Source organism: Duganella sp. FT27W (genome assembly GCF_009295655.1).
In the GTDB taxonomy this organism is placed as follows: Bacteria; Pseudomonadota; Gammaproteobacteria; order Burkholderiales; family Burkholderiaceae_D; genus Rugamonas; species Rugamonas zoogloeoides.
The window spans coordinates 588,986-615,321 of the sequence record NZ_WHIV01000005.1 but is presented as its reverse complement, the minus strand read 5'-3'; the positions used below and the strand labels follow the sequence as shown (position 1 = coordinate 615,321).

Annotated in this window: 26 protein-coding genes; 9 read left to right on the top strand and 17 right to left on the bottom strand. The window is 64.7% G+C overall.

Features of this window, described 5'->3' with window-relative positions:
* The first annotated feature begins 7 nt into the window (after positions 1-7).
* Both F8197_RS24655 and F8197_RS24650 read left to right on the top strand, forming a co-directional pair.
* A complete protein-coding gene (locus F8197_RS24655) occupies positions 8-835 on the top strand; it encodes an HDOD domain-containing protein (RefSeq protein WP_019921741.1) in 828 nt (275 codons plus the stop codon).
* Between the two features lie 162 nt (positions 836-997).
* The gene (locus F8197_RS24650; RefSeq protein ID WP_026637267.1) at positions 998-1,276 is read left to right on the top strand and encodes a flagellar protein FliT; all 279 of its coding nucleotides are present in this window, start codon (positions 998-1,000) and stop codon (positions 1,274-1,276) included.
* 67 nt (positions 1,277-1,343) lie between these two features.
* Here the strand turns inward: F8197_RS24650 and F8197_RS24645 are convergent, their stop codons facing one another.
* Together F8197_RS24645 and F8197_RS24640 are read right to left on the bottom strand one after the other, a co-directional pair.
* Positions 1,344-2,570, bottom strand: coding sequence for an aminotransferase class I/II-fold pyridoxal phosphate-dependent enzyme (locus F8197_RS24645; protein ID WP_152884300.1), 1,227 nt, complete (start codon positions 2,568-2,570; stop codon positions 1,344-1,346).
* Between the two features lie 112 nt (positions 2,571-2,682).
* Positions 2,683-4,671: a hypothetical protein gene (locus F8197_RS24640; protein WP_193333557.1), complete on the bottom strand. Its 1,989-nt coding sequence runs from the start codon at positions 4,669-4,671 to the stop codon at positions 2,683-2,685.
* Positions 4,672-4,823: 152 nt separating this feature from the next.
* Here F8197_RS24640 and fumC point away from each other — a divergent pair, with 152 nt between their 5' ends.
* Positions 4,824-6,212 (top strand): class II fumarate hydratase, encoded by a 1,389-nt coding sequence (gene fumC / locus F8197_RS24635; RefSeq protein ID WP_152884296.1) that lies wholly within the window; start codon positions 4,824-4,826, stop codon positions 6,210-6,212.
* Positions 6,213-6,227: 15 nt separating this feature from the next.
* Here the strand turns inward: fumC and F8197_RS24630 are convergent, their stop codons facing one another.
* Positions 6,228-6,980, bottom strand: coding sequence for a hypothetical protein (locus F8197_RS24630; protein WP_152884294.1), 753 nt, complete (start codon positions 6,978-6,980; stop codon positions 6,228-6,230).
* A gap of 170 nt (positions 6,981-7,150) precedes the next feature.
* On the opposite strand from F8197_RS24630, the gene F8197_RS24625 reads away from it, so the two are divergent.
* Both F8197_RS24625 and F8197_RS24620 read left to right on the top strand, forming a co-directional pair.
* Complete coding sequence (locus F8197_RS24625; protein ID WP_026637265.1) at positions 7,151-7,369, top strand: RNA-binding S4 domain-containing protein; 219 nt, start codon at positions 7,151-7,153, stop codon at positions 7,367-7,369.
* A gap of 164 nt (positions 7,370-7,533) precedes the next feature.
* Positions 7,534-7,827, top strand: a complete 294-nt coding sequence (locus tag F8197_RS24620; RefSeq protein ID WP_056137291.1) for a hypothetical protein — start codon at positions 7,534-7,536, stop codon at positions 7,825-7,827.
* Positions 7,828-7,964: 137 nt separating this feature from the next.
* On the opposite strand, the gene F8197_RS24615 is transcribed toward F8197_RS24620, so the two are convergent.
* The 9 genes from F8197_RS24615 to F8197_RS24575 all read right to left on the bottom strand — a co-directional run bounded on the left by F8197_RS24615 (position 7,965) and on the right by F8197_RS24575 (position 14,656).
* Positions 7,965-9,704, bottom strand: coding sequence for a DUF692 family multinuclear iron-containing protein (locus F8197_RS24615; protein ID WP_152884292.1), 1,740 nt, complete (start codon positions 9,702-9,704; stop codon positions 7,965-7,967).
* A 30-nt stretch (positions 9,705-9,734) separates the two neighbouring features.
* Positions 9,735-10,007: a DUF2282 domain-containing protein gene (locus F8197_RS24610; RefSeq protein WP_152884290.1), complete on the bottom strand. Its 273-nt coding sequence runs from the start codon at positions 10,005-10,007 to the stop codon at positions 9,735-9,737.
* 112 nt (positions 10,008-10,119) lie between these two features.
* Positions 10,120-10,320, bottom strand: coding sequence for a YjfB family protein (locus F8197_RS24605; RefSeq protein ID WP_019921731.1), 201 nt, complete (start codon positions 10,318-10,320; stop codon positions 10,120-10,122).
* A gap of 52 nt (positions 10,321-10,372) precedes the next feature.
* Positions 10,373-10,930 carry a molybdopterin-guanine dinucleotide biosynthesis protein B gene (gene mobB, locus F8197_RS24600; protein ID WP_056137297.1) on the bottom strand — a complete coding sequence of 186 codons (558 nt, stop codon included), beginning with the start codon at positions 10,928-10,930 and terminating at the stop codon, positions 10,373-10,375.
* A gap of 80 nt (positions 10,931-11,010) precedes the next feature.
* Positions 11,011-11,214, bottom strand: a complete 204-nt coding sequence (locus F8197_RS24595; RefSeq protein ID WP_152884288.1) for a hypothetical protein — start codon at positions 11,212-11,214, stop codon at positions 11,011-11,013.
* A 133-nt stretch (positions 11,215-11,347) separates the two neighbouring features.
* Complete coding sequence (locus F8197_RS24590; RefSeq protein WP_152884286.1) at positions 11,348-12,157, bottom strand: general secretion pathway protein GspB; 810 nt, start codon at positions 12,155-12,157, stop codon at positions 11,348-11,350.
* A 1-nt stretch (position 12,158) separates the two neighbouring features.
* The gene (locus F8197_RS24585; protein WP_152884284.1) at positions 12,159-13,904 is read right to left on the bottom strand and encodes an AAA family ATPase; all 1,746 of its coding nucleotides are present in this window, start codon (positions 13,902-13,904) and stop codon (positions 12,159-12,161) included.
* A gap of 37 nt (positions 13,905-13,941) precedes the next feature.
* The gene (locus F8197_RS24580; protein ID WP_373996969.1) at positions 13,942-14,466 is read right to left on the bottom strand and encodes a hypothetical protein; all 525 of its coding nucleotides are present in this window, start codon (positions 14,464-14,466) and stop codon (positions 13,942-13,944) included.
* A gap of 4 nt (positions 14,467-14,470) precedes the next feature.
* Positions 14,471-14,656, bottom strand: a complete 186-nt coding sequence (locus tag F8197_RS24575) for a hypothetical protein (RefSeq protein WP_019921725.1) — start codon at positions 14,654-14,656, stop codon at positions 14,471-14,473.
* Between the two features lie 143 nt (positions 14,657-14,799).
* Between F8197_RS24575 and F8197_RS24570 the strand changes: the two genes are divergently transcribed.
* The 4 genes from F8197_RS24570 to F8197_RS24555 all read left to right on the top strand — a co-directional run bounded on the left by F8197_RS24570 (position 14,800) and on the right by F8197_RS24555 (position 19,764).
* On the top strand, positions 14,800-15,714 hold the full coding sequence (locus tag F8197_RS24570; RefSeq protein WP_152884282.1) for a BadF/BadG/BcrA/BcrD ATPase family protein: 915 nt from the start codon (positions 14,800-14,802) through the stop codon (positions 15,712-15,714).
* Between the two features lie 14 nt (positions 15,715-15,728).
* Positions 15,729-16,826 (top strand): N-acetylglucosamine-6-phosphate deacetylase, encoded by a 1,098-nt coding sequence (nagA, locus tag F8197_RS24565; protein ID WP_152884281.1) that lies wholly within the window; start codon positions 15,729-15,731, stop codon positions 16,824-16,826.
* On the top strand, positions 16,823-18,349 hold the full coding sequence (gene nagZ, locus F8197_RS24560; protein ID WP_373996968.1) for a beta-N-acetylhexosaminidase: 1,527 nt from the start codon (positions 16,823-16,825) through the stop codon (positions 18,347-18,349). The genes nagA and nagZ overlap by 4 nt, the downstream gene beginning before the upstream one ends.
* 104 nt (positions 18,350-18,453) lie before the next feature.
* Positions 18,454-19,764 (top strand): M48 family metallopeptidase, encoded by a 1,311-nt coding sequence (locus tag F8197_RS24555; RefSeq protein WP_152884279.1) that lies wholly within the window; start codon positions 18,454-18,456, stop codon positions 19,762-19,764.
* 58 nt (positions 19,765-19,822) lie between these two features.
* Here F8197_RS24555 and F8197_RS24550 read toward each other — a convergent pair whose 3' ends face one another.
* From F8197_RS24550 to F8197_RS24530, 5 genes are read right to left on the bottom strand one after another with little or no spacing between them, the layout of a single operon-like run.
* The gene (locus F8197_RS24550; protein WP_152884277.1) at positions 19,823-20,740 is read right to left on the bottom strand and encodes an NAD(P)/FAD-dependent oxidoreductase; all 918 of its coding nucleotides are present in this window, start codon (positions 20,738-20,740) and stop codon (positions 19,823-19,825) included.
* The gene (locus F8197_RS24545; RefSeq protein ID WP_152884275.1) at positions 20,715-21,179 is read right to left on the bottom strand and encodes an Rrf2 family transcriptional regulator; all 465 of its coding nucleotides are present in this window, start codon (positions 21,177-21,179) and stop codon (positions 20,715-20,717) included. The genes F8197_RS24550 and F8197_RS24545 overlap by 26 nt, the downstream gene beginning before the upstream one ends.
* A gap of 55 nt (positions 21,180-21,234) precedes the next feature.
* Complete coding sequence (locus F8197_RS24540) at positions 21,235-23,100, bottom strand: glycoside hydrolase family 15 protein (protein WP_152884274.1); 1,866 nt, start codon at positions 23,098-23,100, stop codon at positions 21,235-21,237.
* Complete coding sequence (otsB, locus tag F8197_RS24535; protein WP_152884272.1) at positions 23,097-23,876, bottom strand: trehalose-phosphatase; 780 nt, start codon at positions 23,874-23,876, stop codon at positions 23,097-23,099. The genes F8197_RS24540 and otsB overlap by 4 nt, the downstream gene beginning before the upstream one ends.
* A complete protein-coding gene (locus F8197_RS24530) occupies positions 23,876-26,164 on the bottom strand; it encodes a trehalose-6-phosphate synthase (RefSeq protein ID WP_152884270.1) in 2,289 nt (762 codons plus the stop codon). The genes otsB and F8197_RS24530 overlap by 1 nt, the downstream gene beginning before the upstream one ends.
* Positions 26,165-26,336 lie beyond the last annotated feature (172 nt).

Sequence of the window (26,336 nt, the reverse complement as noted above, 5' to 3'; positions counted from 1 at the left end):
ATACCCGATGAAACTTGACGCACTGTTCCAGAATCCGACCGCGTTGCCTACCGCCCCGAAAGTTGTTGAAGAACTCATCAGCAGCTTCGACAAGGCCAGCGTCTCCACCGAAGAGATCGCCAAGAAACTGTCGACGGACCCGGTGCTGAGCGCCAAGCTGCTGCGTCTGGCCAACTCGGCCTACTACCACGTCTCGCGCAGCATCGGCACCGTGGAAGATGCGGTGCTGATGCTCGGTTTCGTCACGGTGCGCACGCTGGTCATCAGCTCCGGCCTGGTCAGCGGCTTCAAGACCGTGCCCGGCCTCGACCTTAAGCAATTCTGGCGCTACAGCTTGCACACCGCCGTGTCGGCCAAGTGGATCGCCAAGAAGACCAAGGAAAACACCGATCTCGCCTTCACCATCGGCATGATGCACGCCATCGGCCAGCTGGTGATCCATTCGGCCATGCCGGAAAAGGCGATGGCCCTCGATAAAGTGGCCGGTCCGATGGACTCGCGCCGCCTGGACGCCGAAGTGGCCTCGTTCGGCTACACCTTTGCCGACGTCGGCGCCGAACTGGCGCGCCGCTGGAAGTTCCCGGAAGCGTTTGCTGAAACCATCGTGGCCTTCCCCGAGCCGCACAAGGATGGCGAACTCAATCGCCTGGCAGCGGTCGTCTCGCTGGCCGCCTGGCGCGCACGCGTGGAGCAAGCTGGCTTGACCGCCGAAGAAATCGCCGCCTGCTACCCGACCGAATTGGCCGAAGAACTGGGCCTGGACGACGACGCCCTGATCGACGACATGCCGCCGCCGGACGAACTGTCGGCCGGCCTGGAAGAACTCGTGAAATAAGCGACAACATTTCATGCGAAAAGCTGCCTGATTTCTGTCCGGCAGCTTTTTTTTCATCTTTTTTCAAATTATTTTGATTTTGCCCTCAAGTTCCCGTTTAAGTGGACGTTAATCAAGACATGCGGTAATCCGCCTTGATGTCGCAACTTTCCAGGTGAACTGATGAACACTTCCGAAGTCCTCGCTATGTACGAAAACATTGCCGGCCTGAGCACCCAAATGGCTGCCGCTGCGCGCATGGGGGACTGGGACGGCGTCGGCAAACTGGAAACCCAATGCACCAGCGCAGCCCGCGCCACGGCCACCGGCGTCCCCGCCCTCGACGGCGCACCGCGCCTGCGCAAGATCGACCTGCTCAAACAAATCCTGGCCAACGACCGCGAAATTCGCGACCTGGCCGATCCGTGGATGAACACCGTCCCCGGCATGGCGCGCCAGTAAAATGGCCCGCCCAGCAAAAAGCGCCTCGTGAGGCGCTTTTTTCGTTTGGGCTCGCTGCTTTAGACCATCAGCCTGCCAACGCCACCCGCAACGACAACGCAATCCCCTGCGCGGCCTTGGTGATTTCGTCGAGCGACGGGAAGCTCGGGGCGATACGGATGTGGCGATCTTTGGGATCGTTACCGTACGGGAAAGCAGCGCCGGCTGGCGTCAGGGTAATGCCCGCTTCCTTGGCCAGCGCAACCGTGCGTTTGGCGGCGCCGTCCGGCGTGACCAGGTCGATGAAATAGCCGCCTTGCGGACGGGTCCAGCTCACGCCCGGCACATTGCCCAGGTATTGTTCGAATTGCGCCAGCACGGCGTCGAACTTGGGTTTCAGCAGTGCGGCGTGCTGCTCCATCAGCGCTTCCACGGTTGGCAAGTCTTTCAGCAGGCGCACGTGGCGCAGCTGGTTGATCTTGTCCGGGCCGATGCTGCGGATGCCCGAATGTTTGGTCCACCAGGCAATATTGGCCGGCGACGACGCCAGCGCGGCAATACCCGAACCGGCCCAGGTCACCTTCGATGACGACGCGAACACGAAAGCGCGGTCCGGGTGGCCGGCAGCGGCGCACGCTTCGAGAATATTCAACACTTCCAGCTTTTCAGCACCCAGATGGTGGAAGCGATAGGCGTCGTCCCACATCAGGATGAAGTCGGAGGCGGCGGTTTTCATCGCGGCCAGGCGCTGCACCACGGCGTCGGAATACACCACGCCACCCGGGTTGCTGTACTTCGGCACGCACCACATGCCCTTGATGCTGGCATCCTCGGCCACCAGTTTTTCCACCAGGTCCATGTCCGGGCCGTCATCGTTCATCGGCACGTTGATCATCTTGATGCCACGCGTTTCGCAGATGGCGAAGTGGCGGTCGTAGCCCGGTACCGGGCACAGGAAAGTCACCGGCTCGCGTACCCAGGGCGCATTGCCCGGCGTGCCGTTCAGGAGCGCGTACATGATCACGTCATGCATCAGCGACAGGCTGGCGCTGCTATCGACCACCACTTGCGCGGCCGGCACATCGAGCAGTTCGCCGAACAGTGAGCGCGCCTCCGGCAAGCCCACGGTGCCGCCGTAGTTGCGACCGTCGGTGCCGTCGGCGGCCTTGTAACCGTCCACGGCGTTCAACAAGGCGTTCGACAGGTCGAGCTGTTCCGGCGATGGTTTGCCACGGGACATATCGAGTTTCAGACCGAGCTGTTTGAACGCTCGGTACTGTTGTTGGTCCTGCGATGGGAGGTCGGCTGCAGTCATGGGGCTCTTTCAAAATGGGAAGACGAAGCTTGGAAGCGTCGATAACTATACCCCAGTTCGTCAGAGCCTTGACAGAGATTCAAGTAATATACTTATGCGAAAAATGCTGGCATCAGGGCTGCACGGCCGGTTCCGGGACCGCTGATTTGGGCGTCGGCACTTCGCGGAAATCGTCGCCCGCCGCATCGGCCGGGCCCTGTTTCTTGCGGAAGCCTTGCCAGATCTTCAGCGGCGCGCCCGACTTCTTGCGGCGCAGGTAGAACAGCGCACCAGCGCCAGCCAGCAAGGCAAGGCCCACGCCACCGGCAATCAGCGGCAGCTTGCTCGACTGTTCCTCGGGCGGCTTTTCCTTTTTGTACTTCAGCTTGGGCAGCACGCGGCGTTGCTGCACCGGCGCTGGTGGCGGGGCGGCGGCTTCGGCGGCAGTTGCTTCTGCGGTAGTTGATTCAGCGGTAGCTGCTTTGGCGGTGGCGGCTTCGGTCTTCGGCGCCTCAGTCGGCGCGGAATGCTTCTCGGCGACCGGCGTGCCTGGCGTCGCGGCTTGCTTTGCTCCGCCCTGTGCGTCTGGAGTCGCTGCTTCGTCCGATGAGTCTGGTGCCGCAGCACGCTTTGCCGCGCCTGGCGTCGCGGGCTGCTTCGCGGCCACCGGCACGTCTGCCGTGGCGGCCCGGGCATCGCTCATGCCGGAGGCAATGGTCAAGGGCTTGGTGGCGGCAGCCGGCGCGGCGGGCTTGGCGCCAGGTGCCGCCGGGGTGGCCTGTTTTGCCACCTGCGCCGCAGCGGCCGCACCGGTGGACCCGGCCAGCGCGCTTTGCAATTGCTTCACTTTGCCTTCCAGTTCCACCAGCTTGGTGGACAGCGCCTGGCTCTGCAGGTCAAGTGCCCGGCACTCTTTGGCGCTGGCGCCGGTCGGCGCGCAAGCTGCTGGCGCCGCCATTTTTTTCACACCGGCCGGCAATGGCAGGGGCGGCATCGGCAACAACGCCTGCGCCACTTGCGGCGGTGGTGCAGCGGTGGCGGTGATGGCCAGCTGACTGGCGCCTGGTCCGGCGACAACGGTCTCCGGCTTGACGCCATGCCTGGTGTCGGATTTTGACGCCAGTCCCGCCGCTGGCTTGCCTGCCGACTTGTGGGGGCCAGCCCCGGCAGGTGCTTCGGCCAGCTCAGGCGCTCCAATCACGGCAGGCTTGCCTGGCGGTTGAGGAGTACCAGCCCCGGCACGCTTGTCAGTCAGCTTAGGATCGCCCGCCCCGGCTGGCTTGTCAGCCGGCTTCGTCGCGCCATTCCCGACCGGCCTGCCGGCCACTTGGGGGAGCGGCGTCTCGGCAGCGACGGAGCGCGGCTTGTCAGCCACCGCGGCCGCACTGGATACCGGCGTCCCTGCCGCCCTGGGTGCAGGTTTTTCGGCTGTCTTGGCCGGCGCAATCACGCGCGAACCAAGCGCTTCGGAAATCCGTTCAGGAATATCGCGCACCGGCACCAGCGACGGTGGCCGGGCCTGCGCGGCCGCAGCCTTCAAGCCGCCCGGCCCGCCCACTTCCGATTCGTGGATCGACGGCATCGGCGCCGGGCGCGTGCGATCGCGTACCAGGCGGGCGGCAGCGGCCGGTGCGGCGCTGTCGGCCACCTTTGCCGGCTCGGCGGCGGCAACTACGGCAGGCACCGACACCGCTGGCGCTACCCGGACCGGTGGCGGCGCCGGATTGGGATCGGGCTGCAACCAGACCGTGGCCAGGCGGATATCGCGCCGCCCGCCCGCCGTCAACTCCACGTACACGTGCACGTAATCGGCATTGACCGCACCAGCGGTGGAAATGTGCAGGACATCCTTGCCGTCGCGCCGCACCACCGCCATCTTGACCGACGCCAGCGCCGGATTCATGGTGATGTTGGCGCCGCGATAGACGTCCAGCTGCGCCAGCCGGGCTTGCACCGGACCGCCATCGCCAGGCAGCAGTTCGACATCGGCCGACAGCGGCTGGCCGATATAGGATCGCGCGGCGACGTCGCCCAGCTCGGCAGCGTGCAGCATGGGCGCCTGAGCGACCAGCGCCAGCACGGCCAACAGGCGAAGCAAATTGTGAGTGAAGAAGCGTTGCATAATCGGTAGGCCGCCAGGCGACATCTGGGAATCTTCCTCATTAACGGCTGGAAATCGAGTTTTTGTAGCCCTCAGTAAATTTTTCCGAAGTGCGCTACACTGGTTGATGCATGCCAGATGAGAATGATTGCCATTTCCAAAAAGGAACCTTTATGAGTACCCGTAGCGAAAAAGACAGCTTTGGTCCCATCGATGTACCGTCTGAACAATTGTGGGGCGCGCAAACCCAGCGTTCCCTCGAGCATTTCCATATTTCCACCGAGCGCATGCCGCTCGAGCTGATCCACGCGCTGGCCAGCGTCAAGCGCGCCGCCGCCCGCGTCAATCTCGACCTGGGCTTGCTCGACGGCGCCAAGGCCACCGCCATCACCGGCGCCGCCGACGAAGTGCTGGCCAACCAGCACCCCACAGAATTCCCGCTGGCCGTGTGGCAAACCGGCTCGGGCACGCAATCGAACATGAATATGAACGAAGTGCTGGCCAACCGCGGCTCCGAACTGATGGGCGGCGTGCGCGGCGAATCGCGCCTGCTGCACCCGAATGACGACGTCAACAAGGGCCAGTCCTCCAACGACATCTTCCCCACCGCCATCCACGTTGCCGCTGCCCTGGCGCTGGCCAACAACGTGCTGCCGGGCCTGCGCCAGTTGCGCGCCAGTCTGCACGCCAAGGCCGAGGCTTTTGCCGACATCGTCAAAATCGGCCGCACCCACTTGCAGGACGCTACGCCGCTCACGCTGGGCCAGGAATTCTCGGGCTACGTAGCGCACCTGGACTTTGCCGAACACGCGATTCAGGCCGCCCTGCCCGGCGTGCTGCAACTGGCGGCCGGCGGCACGGCCGTGGGCACGGGCCTGAACGCCCACCCGGAGTACGCGACCCGCATTGCCACCGAGCTGGAACAAACGCTGGCGCTGCCGTTCCGCACCGCCGAGAACAAGTTTGCCGCACTGGCCGGCCACGACGCCCTGCTCTCGGCCCACGGCGCGCTGAAAACGCTGGCCGCAGCGCTGATGAAAATTGCCAACGACATACGCTGGATGGCCTCCGGTCCGCGCTCGGGCCTCGGTGAAATCACGATTCCCGAAAACGAGCCGGGCAGCTCGATCATGCCGGGCAAGGTCAATCCCACCCAGTGCGAAGCGGTCACCATGCTGTGCTGCCAGGTGTTCGGCAACGACGTGGCGATCACCATGGGCGGCGCGTCAGGCAATTTCGAGTTGAATGTGTACAAGCCGCTGATCGCGCACAACTTCCTGCAAAGCGCGCGCCTGCTGGCCGACGGCATGCGCAGCCTGGAAGAACATTGCGTGCACGGCATCGAGCCGAACCGCGACCGCATTGCCGAACTGATGGAACGCTCGCTGATGCTTGTCACCGCGCTGGCGCCGCACATCGGCTACGACAAGGCGGCCACCATCGCCAAGAAAGCCCAGCACGAAGGCACCACGCTCAAGCAGGCCGCACTGGCGCTGAACTACGTGACGGCGGAGCAGTTCGAGCAGTGGATTGTTCCGATCGACATGACGCGCCCAGGCTGATCAGTATTCATTGACTCAAAAGCCGTGCGAGTAACGCACGCCGGCCAGCCAGTCCGGCGCGGCGTTGGCGTCGTGGCCGGGGTTGAAGCGCAACATCACGGCGCCGGTCACCTTGCCGCCGCGCCCATCGCGGCTGCGGCCAACCATGGTGCTGTAGCCGAATTCGATATCGCGCTCGGTGGCGGTCGGTTGCAAATTGAGGGCCGGGGCGCCGAAGGCCTGGCTGCCCATGTAGGCGGCCTGACCGCTGCCCTGCTGGACGCCGGTACGCACCTTGGCCGGCACCGACACCGTGATGCCGATGCGGTCGCGGTTGTCGAAAATTTCGCGCGTGGTCCAGCCGACGCTGAACGCCACCGTGCGCACCGAAGACACTTGCGCCATCAGGCTGTCCGGGCTGCCGTAGCCGTCGGTCTTGCCGTAAGTGGCCATCGCCATCACCGAACTGCGCGGCGTGACCGAATACCCCATCGATAACGAAGTAAAAGCCGTGGTGGGTCGCGCCCGCAGCGCCAGCGCCGTGTTGCGTTCGGCGCCCGGGCCGGTTTCGCGCAGAATGCCGGCGGTCACCGCGCCTACCGCCCGGCCCATATGGGTTTCGAATTCCGCGATGCTCGAATAGCGACGGTTGCGATCGGCCAGCAGCGGCCGGAAATCGGCGCGCGCCTCGCTGGGCTGGACCAGCAGCGGTAGCGGCGTATCGGCCGCCGCTACGGCGCCACAGCAAGACCAGCCAGCCACGGTGATGACCATCGAAAGCTTGTTCATGATGCCACCTGAGAGGTAGAACAGCGCTCAACGTAGAGAGGTATAAGCCAGGCTACCAGTTTTTCTTGCTGGCAAATACGAGTTGCACGGTAAACTGTGCGCCTGTCGGAATACCGCTACACTATCCTTGCGGGAGCCCGTACTTGAAAACCATGGTATCAGAGGAAAAAATGCAGAAAGTCAGTTTTGAGTTGAATGGGGAATTTGTTGAGTTGAATCAGTTGCTCAAGCTCGTGGGGCTGTGCGACAGCGGCGGCGCCGGCAAGATGATGGTGGCCAGTGGCGACGTCAAGGTGGACGGCAAGCAGGAACTGCGCAAGACCGCCAAGATCCGCGCCGGCCAGCAAGTCACCGTGGGCGACATCCGTATCAGCGTCGATCCCGTGTAATTTATCTTGCATTATGGCAATAATGCGCTAAGCTGAAAACGCTGCGCGGTCCATGACACCGCGTAACGCGGCCAGCGCCCCCATCTCGTATAGTGTGGGGTCGGCTGCGGTCTGTGGCGGGCGCCAACGTTGATATTGAAACGCTTATTGAACAGGGGGACGTCATGGACGGTCCACAACCAGCCAAGCCCACCCAGGAACGCTTGCTTGGCGATCTGCGCGAAGTAATCGAAAATGCCGAAGAATTGCTGAAGAACACCACGCAATACAACGGCACCCTGTACGAAACTGCCCGCACCAAGCTGGCGCAGGCGCTGCTGGCCGCCACCGAAGAACTGGCTCGCTTCGAGGATGCCCATATCGGCCGCATGATGGAACTGACCGCGCGCGCCAACCAGCTGCACCAGGATCTCACCGGCGAAGCTCGCCTGCTGCGCGCCTTCCACCGGGAAACTTAAAGCGCTTTCCCCCTTTCTGCAAGGCGCAGCGATGCGGACGGTACGACTGTACAGCGCAGCACAGCGACGCAGACGGTACCTACTACAGCGAAGCGTAGTGACGCAGACGATACGTACGGTAAGGAGCTGCAACGCAGCTATGAAGGTTCAGTCAGGAACTCTATTGCGACGATCAGTTGCAGGTCCAGCCACAGGCGCAACTGCGCCGCCACATCGAAATCCCCGTCCACGTTGAACGCCGCGTCGAGCGCCGCACCAAAGGCACCACCGGTGCGCAACACCGTCAGCGCGGCATAAGCGCCAGCCCCGAGCGGCACCACCTGCACGCGCCAGCCGGAGCGCGCCACCACGCCAGCTTCCTGCACTGCCATGTCGGCGGGAAAATCAATGGCGGGCGCCGGCTGGTGCGCCAGCCACAGCGACACCACCGCCCAATCGGACCGCACCGGCACACAGGCGTCGTGCAGGCGCAGCCGGGCCGCGTCCAGTTGCGCCGGCGCCAGCTCGCCCAGTTGCTGCGCCGTCACAGGCACCGCGTCGGCCGCGTAATGCGCACGGTGCACGGTCCATTCGAGGCGCGCCATGTCAGCCAGGTATGGCAATTGGGCCACGTGCGGAAAATCGTCGAGGAATTCGCCCAATTGGCAGCCGAAGCGATTGAGGTCGCCATCATGCGACGGCCGGGCGCGCACATAGGCATGGGCCAGCGCACCGAAGAACTCGGCGCCGACCAGCGCGGCCACTACGGGATAGGCAGCCGCCAGCGCCTTGGTCGCGGTGGCCGCCAGGTTGCCGCGATACAGCGCCAGCCGGTGCCGATTGTGCCGATGCTCGCGCCATAACGCCAGCGCCGGCGGCGCGGCATCTGGGTTCAGCAAAGCGTCAGCGAACAGTTGCTGGCCTGGGGCAAGTGCGGCGGCACTGCCGTCTGCGCCCGGACCGGCTGTGCTGCGGCCCACACCCGAAGCGGCCGCACTATCGCCCGAACTATGTCCAACCAAGGTGACGATATTCTGTTGCGCCACCGGTGCAAGCAAGTAGCTGTGCTGCAGCGCCCTCGCCTTCGCCGCCTCGTCCAGCAACACGGCCAGCGGCGGGATATCGGTATCCCATTCGATCAGGGTCGGTACGGCGCCAAAGCGCTCCAGCGCAGCAGCGTACAGCTGCCACACGGGTTCGGCGACGGCGGCGCCGTGGTGGTCGATCACTGCCTGCGGTGTGACCAGGTGGCCACCCAGGTGCAGTTCGCCTACCGTGCCGGGGGCGATCGCGAGCAACGCTTCGAGCGTGTCTTCACCGTGGTTGCACTGGTTGACGTACAGGTTGTTGATGTCGAGCAGCAGGCCGCAGCCGGTGCGTGCTGCCAGCGCGGCCAGGAACTGCGCCTCGCTCATGCTGTCGCCATGGAACCTGGCGTAGGTGGAAACGTTTTCCAGCAGCAGTTGGCGTTGCAATGCGTTTTGCACCTGGTCCACGCGGTCGCACAGCAGGTCGAGCGCGGTGGCGTCCAGTATCAAAGGCAGCAGGTCGTTGAGGTGACGGTCGCCCACCGCGCCCCAGCACAAGTGCTCGGATACCAGGCACGGTTCGCTGTTGCGCACCAGCGCACGGACGCGCTCAAGGTGCTGCATGGAAAAGCCGCGCGCCGAACCCAGCCCCAGCCCCACGCCATGCAGGCTGACCGGATAATCGCGCCGCAACTGTTGCAGCACATGCCAGTCGCGGCCGCACTGGTCGAGGTAGTTTTCGGTATGAACTTCGAGCCAGTCCACCGCCGGACGGTCGTCGAGAAACTGCCGGTGGTGCGGCGCGCGCAAGCCAACGCCCACGCCGAGGGCGCGTGATCCAGAAGCAAGCGCGGCGGAATTACTGGCCAACTTATTGCCGGTTAAACAGGCAGGGACTGCTTACTTGGCAGGCGGCGTGGTCTTGCCACCGACTTTTTCGCACGTTCCCTTGGGAACGTTTTTCCATTCGACCGGGGCGTTATCGGTCGTGGCCTGGCCCGCGCAGGAATGCGAGCCGTCTGCCGCGGCGCAATCGTTCTGTCCGGCCTTGGCGACGCCGTAGCATTTTTCGGTATCGGCCGAGCCGGCCATGGATGGGGTGGCCGCAGTGGCCGTGCTGGCGGTACAAACTGCTGCCAGGGCGGCGGCGATCAGGGCGTGGCGTTGGTTCATGGTCGGTTCTCCTCGAAGATGATGGTGTGCAGACGCAGCGTAGCAGCAATCACGCTGCCACGGCTAGCCCGCGCGCCCTGTCCGCATGGGAGGCCCGACGCTGGCACCGCTGTCAGGCGGTGGTATTGATGGTGTTGCCGAGGTTGGAAGGCAGGCGTGGCGCCGATGGCACCGGCGGAATCGCCTCGATCAGCGCATTGGCGCTGGACGCCTGGATATCCTGCGCCTTTTTCAAAACGGCAATTCCCACCGCCTGTTTGTTGCCGGTGTCGGAAATGCTGGTTGCAAGCTGGGCAATGTTGGAAACGTCCATGGTGTCCTCCTTTAAGGCGTATCCCTTATTTACGGAAGACCGCGCCGGAACTTTAGGCCGGCGGCGAGATTTCAACGCGCTTTTTTTCCACCAGCGCCAGCAGCCAGTCCAGCACGTCCTGCGGCGCGTTCAAGTCCAGCCAGGCTGTACTGTCGGGCAACTCCTGCGGACGCGGCAAATCGGACGCCACCGCCACCACGTGCGCATCGTGCGGATACAGCGGCTCGCGTCCCTGCTCACGGCGATACACTTCCAGCTTGTCGATCGGGTATTTTTTAAAGCCTTCGAGCAGGGTCAGGTCGGCTGGTGACAGGCGCGCCAGTTGCTCCTCCAGCGTTGGCTCGGGGGCGCCGCGCAACTCGTGGACGATGGCGTAACGGAACGGCGACGCCACCATCACCTCGGCCGCGCCCGCCATGCGCAGGCGCGCACTGTCCTTGCGCGGTGGTTCCAGCTCCAGGTCGTGATGGCTGTGCTTGATCACATTGACCTTGAGACCACGGTCCGCCAGTTGCGCGATCAGGAACTCCAGCAGCGTGGTCTTGCCGCTGCCCGACGTGCCGATCACGCCCAGCACCTGGCGCAGCGGTGCGGAACTTGCTTGATGCATGAAAAACTCTCCCCGGCAACGTCATTGCTATTGCCGCACATTATACGCAGCAACATTCAACGCGGCAGGTACCGTAAGACCTATTGCTCTTCGTCCAGCTGGCGGAAGCGGTCGTTGTGCGAGCGGCCATTCGCCAGCAGGATCAGCAGCAGGCACACCAGCGCCGTAATGTAGGTGCTCGGTTCGTTATCGATAGCGGTGTACACCGTGTGGACCGCCGCATGGGCACGCGGCATGGTCATGGCGGCAGCGATCAGGAAAGGCAGCAGCGTCAGGTATTTCATGGTCATCCCCTGCAATGTTTGCAATGGGATCAAGTTATCACTGCACCGTGACGCTTTGATGACAATTTAGAATCTATTCCGGCAGGGAATGAGGCGCGCAAGCAGCGCCTCATTCCCTGCCGGGATAGATTCTTCAGTACGGAACGCGGTACCTGTAGCCTTTGTAATTGAATACGGCTTCTTTCGGGTTCAGCTTTTCCAGCAACAGGCCCGGCGCTACCTCTTCGCCCTCGCGGCGCAGGATCTTGTCCACCAGCAGCAGCCGGTCGGCGGCATTCCTGGAGTAGATATAGCCGCCCACCGTCACCGGTGGAATTGCGCGCTGTATCGGTTCCGGCAGTTCGCGCAGATTGAGTACGGGCTCCTCCACCCTGGCGGCGGTGGCTGGCGCAGGCGTGGCAGCCACGGCTGGGGAGGCTATCGATGCGGCCGCCTGCGTCGAGAGCCTCCCCTGCGGGGTGGGCGATTGCGTCGGCGGCATTGGCGACTGCGCCAGGGCGGCTGACGATTGCCCGAGCGAGGTCGAGGATTTTGCCGGCGACGTCGAAGGTTGCGCGAGCGGCGTCGTCACCGTGGCGACCGGTGGCGGCAGCGCGGTAACTGGTTCTGGCAGCGCCGTGACCGGCTCTGGCAGTGCTGCGGACGGTTGTGGCGCCGGCCCCGGTTGCTGCGGCGTGGAGGCAACAGCGTCCACGGAACCAGCCGGCATAGCCGGTGCGCTGGAGACAGCAGGCGCCACCACCGATGCCGGCCGCAACATCAAGACCAGCAGCACCACGATGACAACCGCCATCGCCACCAGCGCCAGCACCACCGGCTTTTTGAGGCGGCCGGAGGCAGCGGTGTGCGCACCGGCCTGCAAGGTGGGCGCGTGGATGGTGGGCGAGCTGCCGAGTTGACGTTCGGCTTGCGCTTTTTTTAGCGCTTCCAGGATGTAAGACATATTATTTCCCCGCTCCGGCCGCAGACTGCGCCAGCAGGCGCGGCTCTTGCACGCGGCCCAGTTGGTACAGCCGGATAAATGTTTTCGGACCGGCCACGCCGTCCGCCTTGAGCTGCTGCGCGCCCTGGAACTGGCGCAGGCGCTGGACCAGCGCAGTGTCGAGCGGCTGGTTTTCCCTCGGCGCGGCCAGTTCGTACAGCTGCGCCAGGCGCTGGGCCAGCCAATCGACGTCGGGGCCACGGTCGCCCGCCACCACCTGGTCGCGCCAGTTGGCAGGAGCGCGCCAGTACGTCGTGAATTCGCCGTCGAGTCGGGCAGCCAGCGCGGCCACGCTCACGCGCTCGGGCTGACCACCGGGCGCGGTGATGGTGGCGTTCTTCGCATCGAGCGCGGTCAGCAGCACGTAGCCGGGGATGACCGGGTTGTCGCGCAAGGTCAGCACGGCGGGCCGGTCGAGCTGGCGCAATTCATCGATGCCGCCACGGGTTTGCAGGCAGCGCAGATTCAGGCGCGCTGCGGCGGTGCACGGGTCGCTGTCGGTCAGCGTGAGTCCCCACAGACCGGCCAGTTGACGCAAGGCCGCAGCCTTGTCGGTCGCTACACCGGACTCGACAGGAGAAGTCGCCGTCGCGGACGCAACTGCGGACAAGGATGCCGACGCCGGCGCGCTTGTGGCCCCTGTCGTCGCCCGCGCGGCGCCCGGGCCGGATTCCTGCCTATTGTCGCTGGCCTTGCCGGGACCGGCTGTCGGCGTACTCGGCGCCGCCACAGTAGCCACCTGGGGCGGCACGCTGGTTTTCTGCCGCTCGGCAAACTGCAATAACAACACGCTGAGCACCACGCCACCGGCCACGCCAGCAGCCACCAGCGGCCAGCGCGCACCGGACGCAAAAGCGCCGCCCGCCCCGCCCGACCCGGTACTGTCGGCACCGGCGAACACTTCTGCGGCAGCGCGCCGCAAGATGATGCGCGACACTTGCGGCTGGTTTTCCACGTAGGCCCCCAGCAACGCGCGGTCGCACAGCAAGTTGATACGGCGCGGCACGCCCTTGGTCAGGCTGTGCACCAGGCCCATCAAGCGACGCGGGAACGGCGCAATCGCCGCCGCCCCGGCCACTGCCAGACGGTGCTCGATATAGGCAGAGGTCTCGGCCTCCGATAGCGAACCCAGGTGGTAACGCGCGATCACGCGTTGCGCCAGTTGCTCCAGCTCGGGCCGGGCCAGCATGGTGCGCAACTCGGGCTGGCCGATCAGGATGATTTGCAGCAGCTTGCGTTCGCTGGTTTCCAGGTTGGTCAGCAGGCGCAGTTGCTCGAGCACCTCGGCCGACAGGTTTTGCGCCTCGTCGATGATCAGCACATTGTTCTTGGCTTGCGCGTGGCTGGCCAGCAAATAGGCGTTGATGGCATCGACATACCCCTTGACGCTGACCGCACCAGCACCCTGCGGCGGCAAATCGATGCCGAACTCGTCGCAGATGGTCAGCAGCAGTTCCTCGACCGTGAGCTTGGGGTTGAAGATATAGCCCAGCTTGCAATTCTCGGGGATCTGCTCCATGAAACAGCGGCAGACCGTGGTCTTGCCGGCGCCGATTTCCCCGGTAAGCAGCACGAAACCGCCGCCGCTGCCGATGCCATAGAGCAGATGCGCCAGCGCTTCGCGGTGGCGTTCGCTCATGAACAGGTAGCGCGGGTCGGGCGCGATGGAGAACGGCGATTGTTTCAGGTTGAAGTATTGCGTGTACATGAAAACCTTGAGAGTGCGCGTGCCGGTATTCTAGCCTTTACTTCGGTCGCATACGCACTGGCGGTGGCTGCACCGGGGGTAAAGGCTTGTATTTGGCGCAGTAGATCTTCGACTTGGTGTCGAAATAAACGATGCGGCTGGCCGGCTTGGCCTCGCGCACCGGGTAGGCGGACGTGTCGATGCGGATGTGGTGGACGCCCACCTGGGTGATGATGGCTTGCTGCAGTTCCTCGGGGGTGGCTTCGGCCACGGCGCCCACGAAAATATAGGTGCTGGTGTCGTCGCTGACCATCACTTCGGAAATCTCGCGGCCCCACAGGCTGGCGCCGTCGGTGCGGAACCAGAAGGCGCCGCCCTCGTGCTTGTAGGCCGGGCCGAAATGCTTGACCAGGTAGTCGTAATAGTAAAAATTGGCGGTCTGGTCACGGCACAGCAGGCCGTTGCCGATGATGGTGCCGAACGTGGTGGGAACGTTTTGGGCCAGCGCCGAATCGCCGGCCAGGCTCAACATTGCAACGAACGCCAGCGCGCCGCGCCGCAGCAGGAAGGATGGAACAATCACCGGCTCAGGTCTTCGACAGCCAGGCACGGTTGGCGCTGATGCGGGCCTTGGCCGTGGCCGGCAAGGCATCGTAGCAACCGGGATACTGCTTGAGCGCGGCTTCGCGGATTTCTTTTTGCAAGCCGTTAATCAGGAAAATATACAGCACCCCACCATCCTTGGTATTTTTGGTTCCCAGGTATTTGATCATCTGTGGTCCTCCGTCTTTGGCCCATGACTATGCGGTTTCATTATGACATTATCGGCGCCGCGCACGAGAAATTGAATCGCTTGCCGTTCAAACCCGGCCAAACACCTTTTGACAGCGCGCTTTGCCACACTCTATAGTGCCGCATGATCGAATTTCTCATCGGCGTGGACGGCGGCGGCAGCGGCACCCGCGCCCGCCTGGCCCACCTCCCCCACCAAGCTTCCGGCGTACCGGTCCATCTCGGCGCCGGCATGGCCGGCCCTTCCGGCCTGTCGCTCGGCATTGCCAACGCCTGGACCGCCGTCGAACAGGCCATCGCCGCCGCCTTTGCCGACGCCGGTTTGCCGCTGGCGCCACGCGCGGCGATCGGGCTGGGCCTGGGACTGGCCGGCGTGCATAACCGGCAATGGGCGGCGCAGTTCACCGCCGCCGATCCCGGCTACGCCGGCCTGGCGCTGGCATCGGACGGCCACACCACCGTGCTGGGCGCGCATGACGGCGCGGCCGGCGCCATCATCGCGCTGGGCACGGGCAGCGTGGGCGAAGTCAGGCTGGCCGATGGCCGTCACCTGGAAGTGGGCGGCTGGGGTTTCCCGTCCGGCGACGAAGCGGGCGGCGCCTGGATCGGGCTGCACGCCATCAATCACATGCAGCAAAGTTTCGACGGCCGGCGGCCAGCAGACGCCTTTGCCGACGCCGTGGCGCAAGCGTGCGGCGTGGCGCCAGCGGGGCGCCGCGATCCGGCCGCACGTGAAATCCTCCAGCAATGGCTGGCCGGCGCCTCGCAAACCAGGTACGCGCAACTGGCGCCGGTGGTGCTGCAACATGCCGCTTCGAACGACGCCGCTCGCGCCATCCTGCAGGCAGCGGGAACCCAGGTGGCACGGCTGGCCCACGCGCTCGACGCCGACGGCACGCTGCCGATCGCCCTGTGCGGCGGACTGGCCGCGCCGCTGCGCCCGTATTTGCCGCCGGCGCTGCTGGCACGCGTGGTGCCCGCGCGCGGCGATTCGGCGGCCGGCGCGCTGCAGTTGATCCGCCAGCATCTGAACCAATAACCGGAGTGCCTATCATGCGCGCTGCAATCACAGGCAATATCCTCACTCCCCAGGGCTGGGTACACGGCGATATCGATTTCGATACGCATATCGCCGTCGTCAAAGGCGGCGCGGTCGATCCGGCGTCGAACACCGACGACTATATCCTGCCCGGCTTTATCGACCTGCACGTGCACGGCGGCGGCGGCAAGGACGTGATGGAAGCCGGCGACGCCGTGCGCACCATCGCCGCCCTGCACGCCCGCCACGGCACCACCAGCCTGCTGGCCACCACCATGACCGCCCCGCCCGACGACATCGAGCTGGCGCTGGCCGCCATCGGCCGCGCCGCCGCCCGGCGCGGCGCCGGCGAGGCGCGGGTACTGGGCGCCCACCTGGAAGGGCCGTACATCAACCCCGGCAAGCTCGGCGCGCAGCCCGACTACGCGCGCGCGGCCACGCTGGCCGACGTGCGCGCCCTGGCAGCGCTGGCGCCGTTAAAACTGATCACGGTCGCGCCCGAAATCCCCGGCCACCTGGACCTGGTCAAAGCGCTGGCGGACACCGGCATGCGGGTGCAGCTTGGCCACACCGCCGGTTCTTACGAAGACGGCAAGGCGGCGCTGGAACACGGCGCCCACGGCTTCACCCACCTGTTCAACGCCATGACCGGCCTGCACCACCGCGAGCCGGGCATGGTGGGCGCGGCGCTGGCCCATGCGCAGTACGCGGAACTGATCCCCGACCTGCTGCACGTGCACCCGGGCGCGATTCGCACCGCACTGCGCTGCATCCCGAAGCTTTATTGCGTGACCGATTCCACCGCCGCCACCGGCATGCCCGACGGCGAATACATGCTGGGCCGGCAAGTGGTCATGAAATGCCTCGGCGGCGTGCGCCTGCCCGATGGCACGCTGGCCGGCAGCGCGCTTACCATGGACCAAGCGCTGCGCAACCTGGTCAGGATCGGGCTCGACCTGGCGGACGCCTCGGCGCGCGTGTCCACTTACGCCGCCGACTACCTCGACCTGCCCGACCGGGGCCGCCTGACCACCGGCGCCTGGGCCGACCTGGTGGTGCTGGACCGCGACCTGCAACTCAAAGCCGTGTATCTGGAAGGCGAACGACTGTGACCGACATAAACAATTTACACCCAAACAATTTACGCCAACTGGCCGGCCAGCTGATCATGATCCGCTTCCCCGGCACCGAGCTCGATGCCGCCACCGCCAGCTTCATCAAGGCCAACGGCATCCGCGCCGTGTGCCTGTTTCGCGGCAATATGACCGACGCCGCCCAGCTGTCCAAACTGACGGCCGACCTGCGCGCCGCGATGGGGCCGGAGTCGCTGATCGCCATCGACCAGGAAGGCGGCGCCGTGGTGCGTGCCACCTGGGTGCCGGCGCCGCCGTCGGCCATGGGCCTGGGCGCGGCTGACGATGCCGGCCTGGTACAGCGCACCGGCGCGGCGGTGGCGCGCGCCATCCGGTCGCTCGGTTTCAACTGGAACTTCGCGCCGGTGCTGGACCTCAACAACAACCCGTACAATCCGGTGATTGCCGAGCGTTCGTTTGGCGCCGATCCGCAGCGCGCCGCCGAACTGGCGCTGGCCTGGATGGCCGGCAGCCATGCGGAAGGCGTGGCCTGCTGCGTCAAGCACTTCCCCGGCCATGGCGATACCAACGTCGATTCGCACCGCGACCTGCCCACGGTGGACAAGCCGGTGACTGAATTGGAGCGGCTGGAACTGGCGCCGTTCCGCACCGCCGCTGCACATGCGCCAGCCATGATGACCGCGCATATCGTCTATCCGACGCTCGACGCCGCCAACCCCGCCACCATGTCGCGCGCCATCCTGCACGACCTGCTGCGCGACCAGTGGCAGTATCGCGGCATCATCATCACCGACGGCATGGACATGCATGCGATTGCGCACCGCTACGGCGTGGGCCATGCGGCCGTGCGCGCGCTCACGGCCGGCGCCGACATGGTGATGGCACTGGGCACACCGCAAACGCAGGAAGAAACCCTGGCGGCAATTGCCGCCGCCATCGCCTCGGGCGAACTGCCGATCGGTGAAGTGCAGCAGCGGCTCGCGCGGCTGGCGGCGCTGGCACGCGACTACCCGTGCGGCCAGCCGCCGTACCTGGACGACGCCGACGACCGCGTGGTGATGGCCGAAGGCTGGCGCCGAGCGCTCACCGCGCATGGCGATCCGCAGCGCCCCGCTCCGGGCGCCAAGCTGCGCCTGGTGGTAAGGCAGGACGTGGTGAGCGACGGCGTATCGGAAGCGGGCGTGCCGGCGGCGCGGGTGGCCGACTCGCTGCGCCGCCTGTACGACGTCGAACTGCTGACATACGCCGATGCCGACGCCTTCGACTGGACCGCGCTGCCGCAGGATGGCCGTTTTACCATCCTGGCGTCCACCTCGCGCCTGCGTTACGGCGAACATGCGCGCCGCACCTGGCGTCCCGATTTGCACCTGGCGCTGTGGAACCCGTACCAGGCGCTGGACATCGCCGCCCCGGCCCTGCTCACCTACGGCTTCGCGGCGCCCGCGCTCGACGCCGTTAACGCCTGGCTGGCGGGCGAACTGCCAGCGTCCGGCCGCGCGCCGGTGCCGGGCTTCGGCGCGCCCCCGCCGGCACACACTTGAAATCGGCGCGGAAGGCGTTTTTTATGTAACAATACGCGCGTTTGGCCGCTGTGCCTGCGCCAGCGCCCTTGAGAAAACCAAAGTCTATGATTGAAGGATTACACATGTCCCACATTCGTCTTGCTCGTATCAGCCTGATCCTGGCCGCCATCGGCCTCAATGCCGCTCCCGCCATGCTGGGCATGAACATGGTCCACGCCCAGGACAAGGAAAAGGCCGCTGCGCCAGCGCAGGCCGATACCGTCCGTCCCGAGATCTTCAAGCTGATCGAAACCAAGCAAATCAAGGAATTGCTGGACGCTAAGAATTACGCCGAAGTCAAAACCCGCATCGATACCGCAGCGGCCACGCCCAGCCTGACGCCGTACGAGACGTTCGTGCTGAACCAGTTGCGCGCGCAACTGGGCCAGACCAGCGGCGACCAGCAAATGACGGTGCAAGGTCTCGAAGGCATGATCGACTCCGGTCGTCTGACGCCGGAACAAAAGCTCAAATTCATCGATGCCGTGGGCAGCATTTATTACAGCAATATCAAGGACTACGACAAGGCCATCGTCTGGTTCAACCGCTATGGCGCCGAGTCGGGCGACACCGCCAAGCAGCGCCAGTTCATCATCCGCTCGTACTTCCTGAAAGACGATTTCGCCAGCGCCAAGACCGAAGTGCAGAAGGACATCGCTGCCGCCAAGCAAGCCGGTACCGCGCCATCGAAAGACACGCTTAACCTGCTCGGCAACATCGGCATCAAGCTCAAGGACACCTCCCTGTACCTGACCGCCGTGGAAGAGCTGGTGCGCTACTACCCGAGCGAAGAATACTGGTTCGACCTGCTGAACCGCACGCGCGGCAAGAAGACCTACGCCCAGCGCCTGGACCTGGACATGGCCCGCCTGAAAGCGGTAGCCGCCCCGTCTAAAATGGAAACCGAAGACTACCTGGAGCAAGCCGAACTGGCCTCGCTGGGCGGCTTCTTCACCGAAGCGAAGATCGCCATCGACAAGGCCTACCCGAACGGCACCATCCCGGCCGGCAAGGACAAGGCAGCGATCACCAAGATCCGCGACACCGCCACCCGTGGCGCTGCCGACGATGCCAAGAACATCGATGCAGGCATCGCTTCCGCTCAAAAATCGAAAGAAGGCGTCGGCCTGGTCAACCTCGGCTACAACTACATCACCCTGGGCCAGTTCGACAAGGGTATCGACCTGATGAAGCAAGGTATCGCCAAGGGCGTGTCGAAAAATCCTGACGACGCCAAGCTGCGCCTGGGCTACGCCCTGGCCATGGCCGGCAAGAAGGATGAGTCGATCAAGCTGCTCGAAACCATCCAGGGCGACGACGGCCGCGCCGACCTGGCCCGCTTCTGGATCATGTACCAGAACAAGCCAGCCGCTGCAGCGCCAGCTGCCAAGTAAGCAGCTCCAGCAAAACGAAAGCCGGCGCGATGCCGGCTTTTTTACGCCTGCCGCTTTGTCAGGCGGCCAGTGCGCCGAAGATAGTGAGACGGTGGGCGGCAACACCGGCCATGGCGCCGTCGGCCACCGCCAGCGCCACGCTGCCGGCCGCACGCGCGGAGTCGCCGCAGGCGAAGACGCCGGCCACGCTGGTCGCCTTCATGGCGTCGGTGCGCACAAACATGCCGGTGGGGCCCTGCTCGAATTCGCACCCCAGTTGCTCGGCCAGCGGACTGCCGCTATGGGTACGGCTCATGAGGAACAGTCCCGCCATGGTCAGTGCGCGGCCGTCCACCAGCTCCACCGTGGCATGACCGGCGATGCGCTTGACGGCCGTGCGCTCGACGGTGACGCCGCGCGCGGCCAGCGCGGCCAACTGTTCCTGGTCCGGCACAAAGACATTATTCAAAAACAGCGTCACCTGGCCCCAGTCGGGCAGCATCAGCGCGTGATGCATCGACAGTTCGCTGGTGGCCAGCACGCCGATGCGCCCTTCCATCAATTCGTAGCCGTGGCAGTACGGGCAGTGAAACACGCTCATGCCCCAGCGCTCGGCCAGGCCGGGCAGCGCGGGCAGTTCATCGACCACGCCGGTGGCCAGCACCAGCGCCTCGGCGTCGAAGCCACGGCCGTCGGTCAGGGTGATACGAAAGCCGTGGTCCAGCCGCGTGGCCTGGGCGGCGGCGCCCTCGATCCACTGCACGGTTGGATACTTCAAAAGCTGCGCCCTGCCCTCGGCGGCAATCGCCGCCGCCTCGCGGCCATCCTGGCCGAGGAAGCCGTGCGAGTGCTGCGCGTAGCGGTTGCGGCGCTGGCCGGCGTCGATCACCAGCACGCGGCGGCGCGCACGGGCCAGCTGGGTGGCGGCGGACAGGCCGGCATAGCTGCCGCCGACGACAATGACGTCGAACTCAGTCGACATTTTTGGGGTGGTCATGGAGTGCTCCCTGGTGATGGGCATATTCGCGATTGAAGCGGGCCGACAGGTCGGCCAGCGTGACGTCCTTGAAACGCTCGATCAGCAATGCTTCCGCCTCGTCGAAGGCGCTGGCCAGGGCGTCGTTGACGGCCCGCTCGACCAGGCATCCCGGTTCCTCCGTGCGGTTGCCCATGGCGAATACGGTGGGCGAACCCACGGCTTCGTAGATGTCGCGCAGGGTGACCGTCCCGAGGTCGCAGGTGATGACCCAGCCGCCGCCATGGCCCTTGCCGGAACCGACATAGCCACGCTCGCGCAGGCCGGCCAGCACGCGCCGCACCAGCACCGGGTTGGTATCGAGGAAGCCGGACAGCTCCTCGGAAGTGAACGGGCGGTTGGCCTGCGCCATGTGCAGCAGCACGTGCAGGATGGAAGATAGTTTGCTGTCTCGTCTCATGTAACTAATGATAGTACATAAAACGAGATCGCGCACGCCAACCGCTGTTTTTACATCAAATGACGCTGTCCCACGGGGCGGACAGCCGCATGGCGCAGTTGATCAGTCCCACCATCGAATACGTCTGCGGGAAATTGCCCCACATTTCGCCGGTGACCGGGTGCGTGTCTTCCGACAGCAAACCGAGGTGGTTGCGGGCCTTGAGCATGGTCTCGAAGATTTCGCGCGCCTCTTCCTTGCGACCGATGCGCGCCAGCGCGTCGATGCGCCAGAAGGTGCAGATGTTGAACGCGGTTTCCGGCTTGCCGAAGTCGTCGGGCGCTTCGTAGCGGCGCATGTACGGGCCGTCGCACAGGGTTTTCTCGAGCGCTTCCACGGTCTTGATGAAGCGCGGGTCCATCGGATCGATGAAGTTCACTTCGGCCATCAGGAGCACGCTGGCATCGAGATCGCGGCCGCCCAGGCTTTCGACAAATGCCTGGCGTTCCTCGCTCCAGGAGTCGCGCAGCAGCGGTTCGCGGATCTGGTCGGCGCGGCCCTGCCAGTAGGCAGCGCGGTCCGGCAGTTCCAGCACGTTGGCGATTTTCGACAGGCGGTCGCACGCGGCCCAACTCATCAACATCGACGACGTGTGCACGCGCGCACGGGTGCGCAGCTCCCACATGCCGGCGTCGGGCTGGTCGTGCACGCGGAACGCCTGCTCGCCCACGGCTTCGAGCAGCGCGAATTCGGCCACGCCGGCGCGGTTGAGCAAGCGATGGTCGAGGAAGGCTTGCGCCGCGCCCAGCACCACGTTGCCATACACATCGTGCTGGAAGTGTTCCTGCGCCTGGTTACCCACGCGCACCGGCTTGTGGCCGCGATAGCCGGGCAGATGGTCGAGCGTCGATTCGGGCAGGTGTTCTTCCAGGCCGATGCCGTACAAAGGCTGGATATGGCCGCCCTTGGAGCTGGCGACGATGTTGGAGAGCCAGCGCAGGTACTCCTCCATCGTGCCCACTTCGGACAGGCTGTTCAAGGCGCGCACCACGAAGAACGCGTCGCGCAGCCAGCAGAACCGGTAGTCCCAGTTACGCTCGCTGCCGGGCGCCTCGGGAATGCTGGTGGTCATGGCGGCAATGATGGCGCCAGTGTCTTCGTACAGCGACATCTTGAGCGTGATCGCTGCGCGGATCACCACGTCCTGGTACTCGTACGGCAGCGCCAGGCGGCGGCTCCAGTTGCGCCAGTAGTTGATGGTCTCTTTCTCGAAACGGCGGCAGATATCCTCAATGCCTTCGTTGAGCGTCTCGTCCGGGCCCAGCGTGAAGTTCAGCGATTTATTCACCAGGAACCACGACTCGGACAGTAGGTGGCTCAGCGACGCATCGGTATTGAGGCGCAGCGTCTGCTCCGGCCCCACGTAGCGGATATGGTGGCTGCCGCGCGTGATCTGCGGCGTCACGCGGCCCCAGTCGAAGCGCGGGCGCACGCGCACGCGGATGCGCACCGCGCTGTTCAGAATACGGATGCGGCGGATCAGCATCAGCGGGCGGAACATGCGGTCGCGGCTCAGGAAGCGCGGCGCAAAGTCGGTGATCTCGATGCCGTGGTTGTCGGCGTCGGTCAGGCGCGTGCGAAGCACGGCGGTGTTGGGATCGTAGAACTGCTCGGTCTTGACGCAGTTTTCCAGCTCGATGCTCCACACGCTGCCGTTGTCGGAGTTGTCGAGCAAGGCGTTGAACACCGGGTCGCCGTCAAAGCGCGGCAGGCAGCACCAGACGATGTTGCCGCTTTTATCGACCATGGCGTTGTACGAGCAGTTGCCGATCACGCCGCAGTTGAGCGAGGCTTCGGGAGTGACCGGGGCGTTGACGGGGCCGAGCGCGGTCGGTGCTACGGGAATGCCGGGTGTGCCGGTCGTGCCGTTTATTGAGGTCATGGCGTGTCTCCTGGGCTGATGCTACTGGTAGATAGGGCCGTCTGTGCAGCATGGGCCAGCTGCGCGTGCAGTGCCTGCGGCGAGTCCAGGTGGCAGCGGGCCGCACTCGGTCCCGCGCCGACTTTCACGCCGATGCCGCCCAGTTCCTGGGCGTAGGCGATGCCTGCTTCGTCGGTGGTGTCGTCGCCAACGAACACCGGCTTGCGTCCCTTGAACGGTTCTTCCTGCAAAAATTCGGCCACGGCGCTGCCCTTGTTGGTGGCAGCGGGCTTCAGTTCCAGCACCATTTTGCCATGCAATAGCACGGTGCCGGGCGCGGCTGCAAGCGCGGCTGCCATGGCCTGCTCGCACTGCACCCGCAGACCGGGCGCCAGGCGGTAATGCAGCGCCAGCGCGCCGCGCTTCTCTTCCAGTAGCAGGCCGTCATGGGCCAGCACCAGCGCGCGCAAAATTAGTTGTGCGGCGTCGAGCGACGGCGCCGTGGCGATATGCAGCTGACCGTTGTAATCACGGCGCTCGGCGCCATGGACGCCGGCCACCGGCAATTTTAACGGCGCCAGCATGGCGTCGATCTGCGCGATCGGACGGCCGCTGACAATCGCCAGCCGCCCTTGCAGCCGTTCGCCCAGGCTGGCCAGCACCTGCACCAGGCCCGGCGCCACCACCACCGTATCGGGCGTCTCCGCCAGCTCGACGAGGGTGCCGTCGAAGTCGAGGAATACCGCGCCATCGAGCCACTCGGCGAGGGCAAATTTTTCCACTTCAGCAGCCATCATCAGCCCACCCGACGCAGGTTGGTGCGGCTGTGCGCGCGGATCTTCTGCATCACTTTTTCGCGCTTGCGCAGGCGTGCCGCGTCAAGCAGCATGTGGCCCGCCCAGCGGTACACATTGAAGCGACGCACGCGGTCGCGCATGCTGCGCATCCGTTCGACCTGCTCCACCGACGGCATGGTCAGGCCGCGATACAGCGCTTCGGCGCCCTGCTCAATGTGGTACGGGTTGATGATCAGCGCTTCGTGCAGCTCGCGCGCGGCGCCGGTGAACTGCGACAGCACCAGCGCGCCGTGTTCGTCGTCGCGGGCGGCGATGAATTCTTTCGCCACCAAGTTCATGCCGTCGTGCAGGCTGGTCACCATGCATACTTCGCTGGCGCGGAAGTAGCGCTGCAATTCGTTCTGGTCGTGGTGCTCGATTTTCAGGATGATCGGCAGGTAGCCGTCCTTGCCGTAGCGGTCGTTGATCTTGTCGGCCAGCTTGCGCACGCGCTGCTCGAAGTTCATGTATTCCTCGAGGTCGGAGCGGCTTGGTGCGGCGATCTGCACGAAGCTGAACTTGCCCACCATGGCCGGATGCATTTCCAGCATGCGGTCCACGGCCTGGAAGCGCTCCAGGATGCCCTTGGTGTAATCGAGGCGATCGACGCCGAACGCCAGCAGGTGGTCCTGCGGCACGCCGAGGATCTGGCGGATCTCGGTGCGGCACACGTCCACCGGCACGGTGTCCGGGTAGTCGGGCCAGGCGATCGAGATCGGGTAGTCTTCCACTTGCGTCAGCTCGTTACCATACGAGATGGTCGACGCTTCCGGCTCGATCCGGGTTTCCAGGTAGCGGTCCACGGTGTCGAGGAAGTTCTTGCGGTGGAACGGCGTGTGGAAGCCGAGGATGGTGCTGCCCAACATGCCTTCCAAAATCTCTTCGCGCCACGGGCAAATGCCGAACGACTCCGAGTTAGGCCATGGGATGTGCCAGAACGTGATAATCGTCGCTTTCGGCAGCGCTTCGCGCACCATGCGCGGCAGCAGGGCGAAATGGTAATCCTGTACCAGCACTACCGGATTGTCCGTGCGCGCTTCCTTGATCACAGCGTCGGCAAAGCGGCGGTTGACCTTGACGTACTCTTCCCAGTCCGACGAGCGGAACACCGGGCGCACGTGGGCGATATGGCAAAGGGGCCACAGGCCTTCGTTGGCGAAGCCGTAGTAGTAGCCCTTCTCTTCTTCTTCGGTCAGCCATACGCGGCGCAGCGTGTAGCTCGGATTTTTTGGCGGCACCGGCACGTGGTCGTTCTTGTCCACGGTCTCGCGGTCGGCGCTGCCGGCGCCGTGGGCAATCCAGGTACCGGAGCAGGCGCGCATCACCGCTTCCACGGCCGTCACCAGGCCGGACGCCGGACGGCGTACCTTGACGGTGCCGTCGGCGGCTTTTTCGTGGATGTACGGTTCGCGGTTGGAGACCACCAGCACCTGGTCGCCGGCGAGATCCTGCTGCAGCAGGGCCTTGAGTTTTTCAGGCGCCCAGTCGGAGCCGTTACCGACGTAGCTGCCGCCGTCGCTGTGCTGGCGCTCCTGGTGGTATTCCTCGAGCAGGCTGCGCAACTCGCCGATCAGCGGCTCCATCTCCGGTGGCGGCGGCGGTGCGTCGGGATCGGGCTTGGCGGTGGCGCGCGGAATCAGCTGGCCGCGAAGCACATCGTTCAAGCTGGCCAGCCAGCCGCGCCAGCTCAGGTGCGACACCAGCAGGGTGAGGAAGGCGATCGCCACGGCCAGCAGCGCAAAGAAGCCCAGCACGTACTTGGTGGTCTCGGCGCTGCGGCGCTCGATAAAACTCATGTCGTGCACCAGGATCAGCCGACCGAGCTCGGAACCGGCATCCATGATCGGAGTTTCAGCCACGTGCACGGGGCCGCGCGGCAGCTGCACCAGCGACTTGCGCGCGGTGCCATCTGCCGGCGGATTCCAGCAGCCCAACGAGGTCGGATAGGTGTAGGTTTTGTACAGCAGCTTGCCAGATGCATCGCAAAAGCCCAGCGCGAACAGGCGCTCATCCTCGATGGCGCCGTCGAACAAGCGCTTGATGTGGGCGCTGTCGTTGAGCAGCACGTCTTCGCGCAGCGGCACCTGCAAGGTGGTGGCAAGCAGCTGGGAGCGGTTGTCGAGGTCGCGCAGCGACCAGCGCAGCGTGAGCTTGTCCATCAATGGCACGACGATGTAGGCAAACAGGCAAAGCAGTATCGCCAGGGGCAATATGAAGCGTAAAGATAGTTTTACAGAGCGTGACAACATGAAGAATTCCTCTCAGGAGATTGCAGAGTGGCAGTGAATCGCTACATCTTCGGGTGGATGCGTACAATCGACCTCAGCTCGCCTATTGTTTCATTATTGACCGGAAAGCATTTGTTCGTTAGCGCACGCATAGGGTACATTGTGCGACGCAATATCTTTCCTTTGTCTAAAA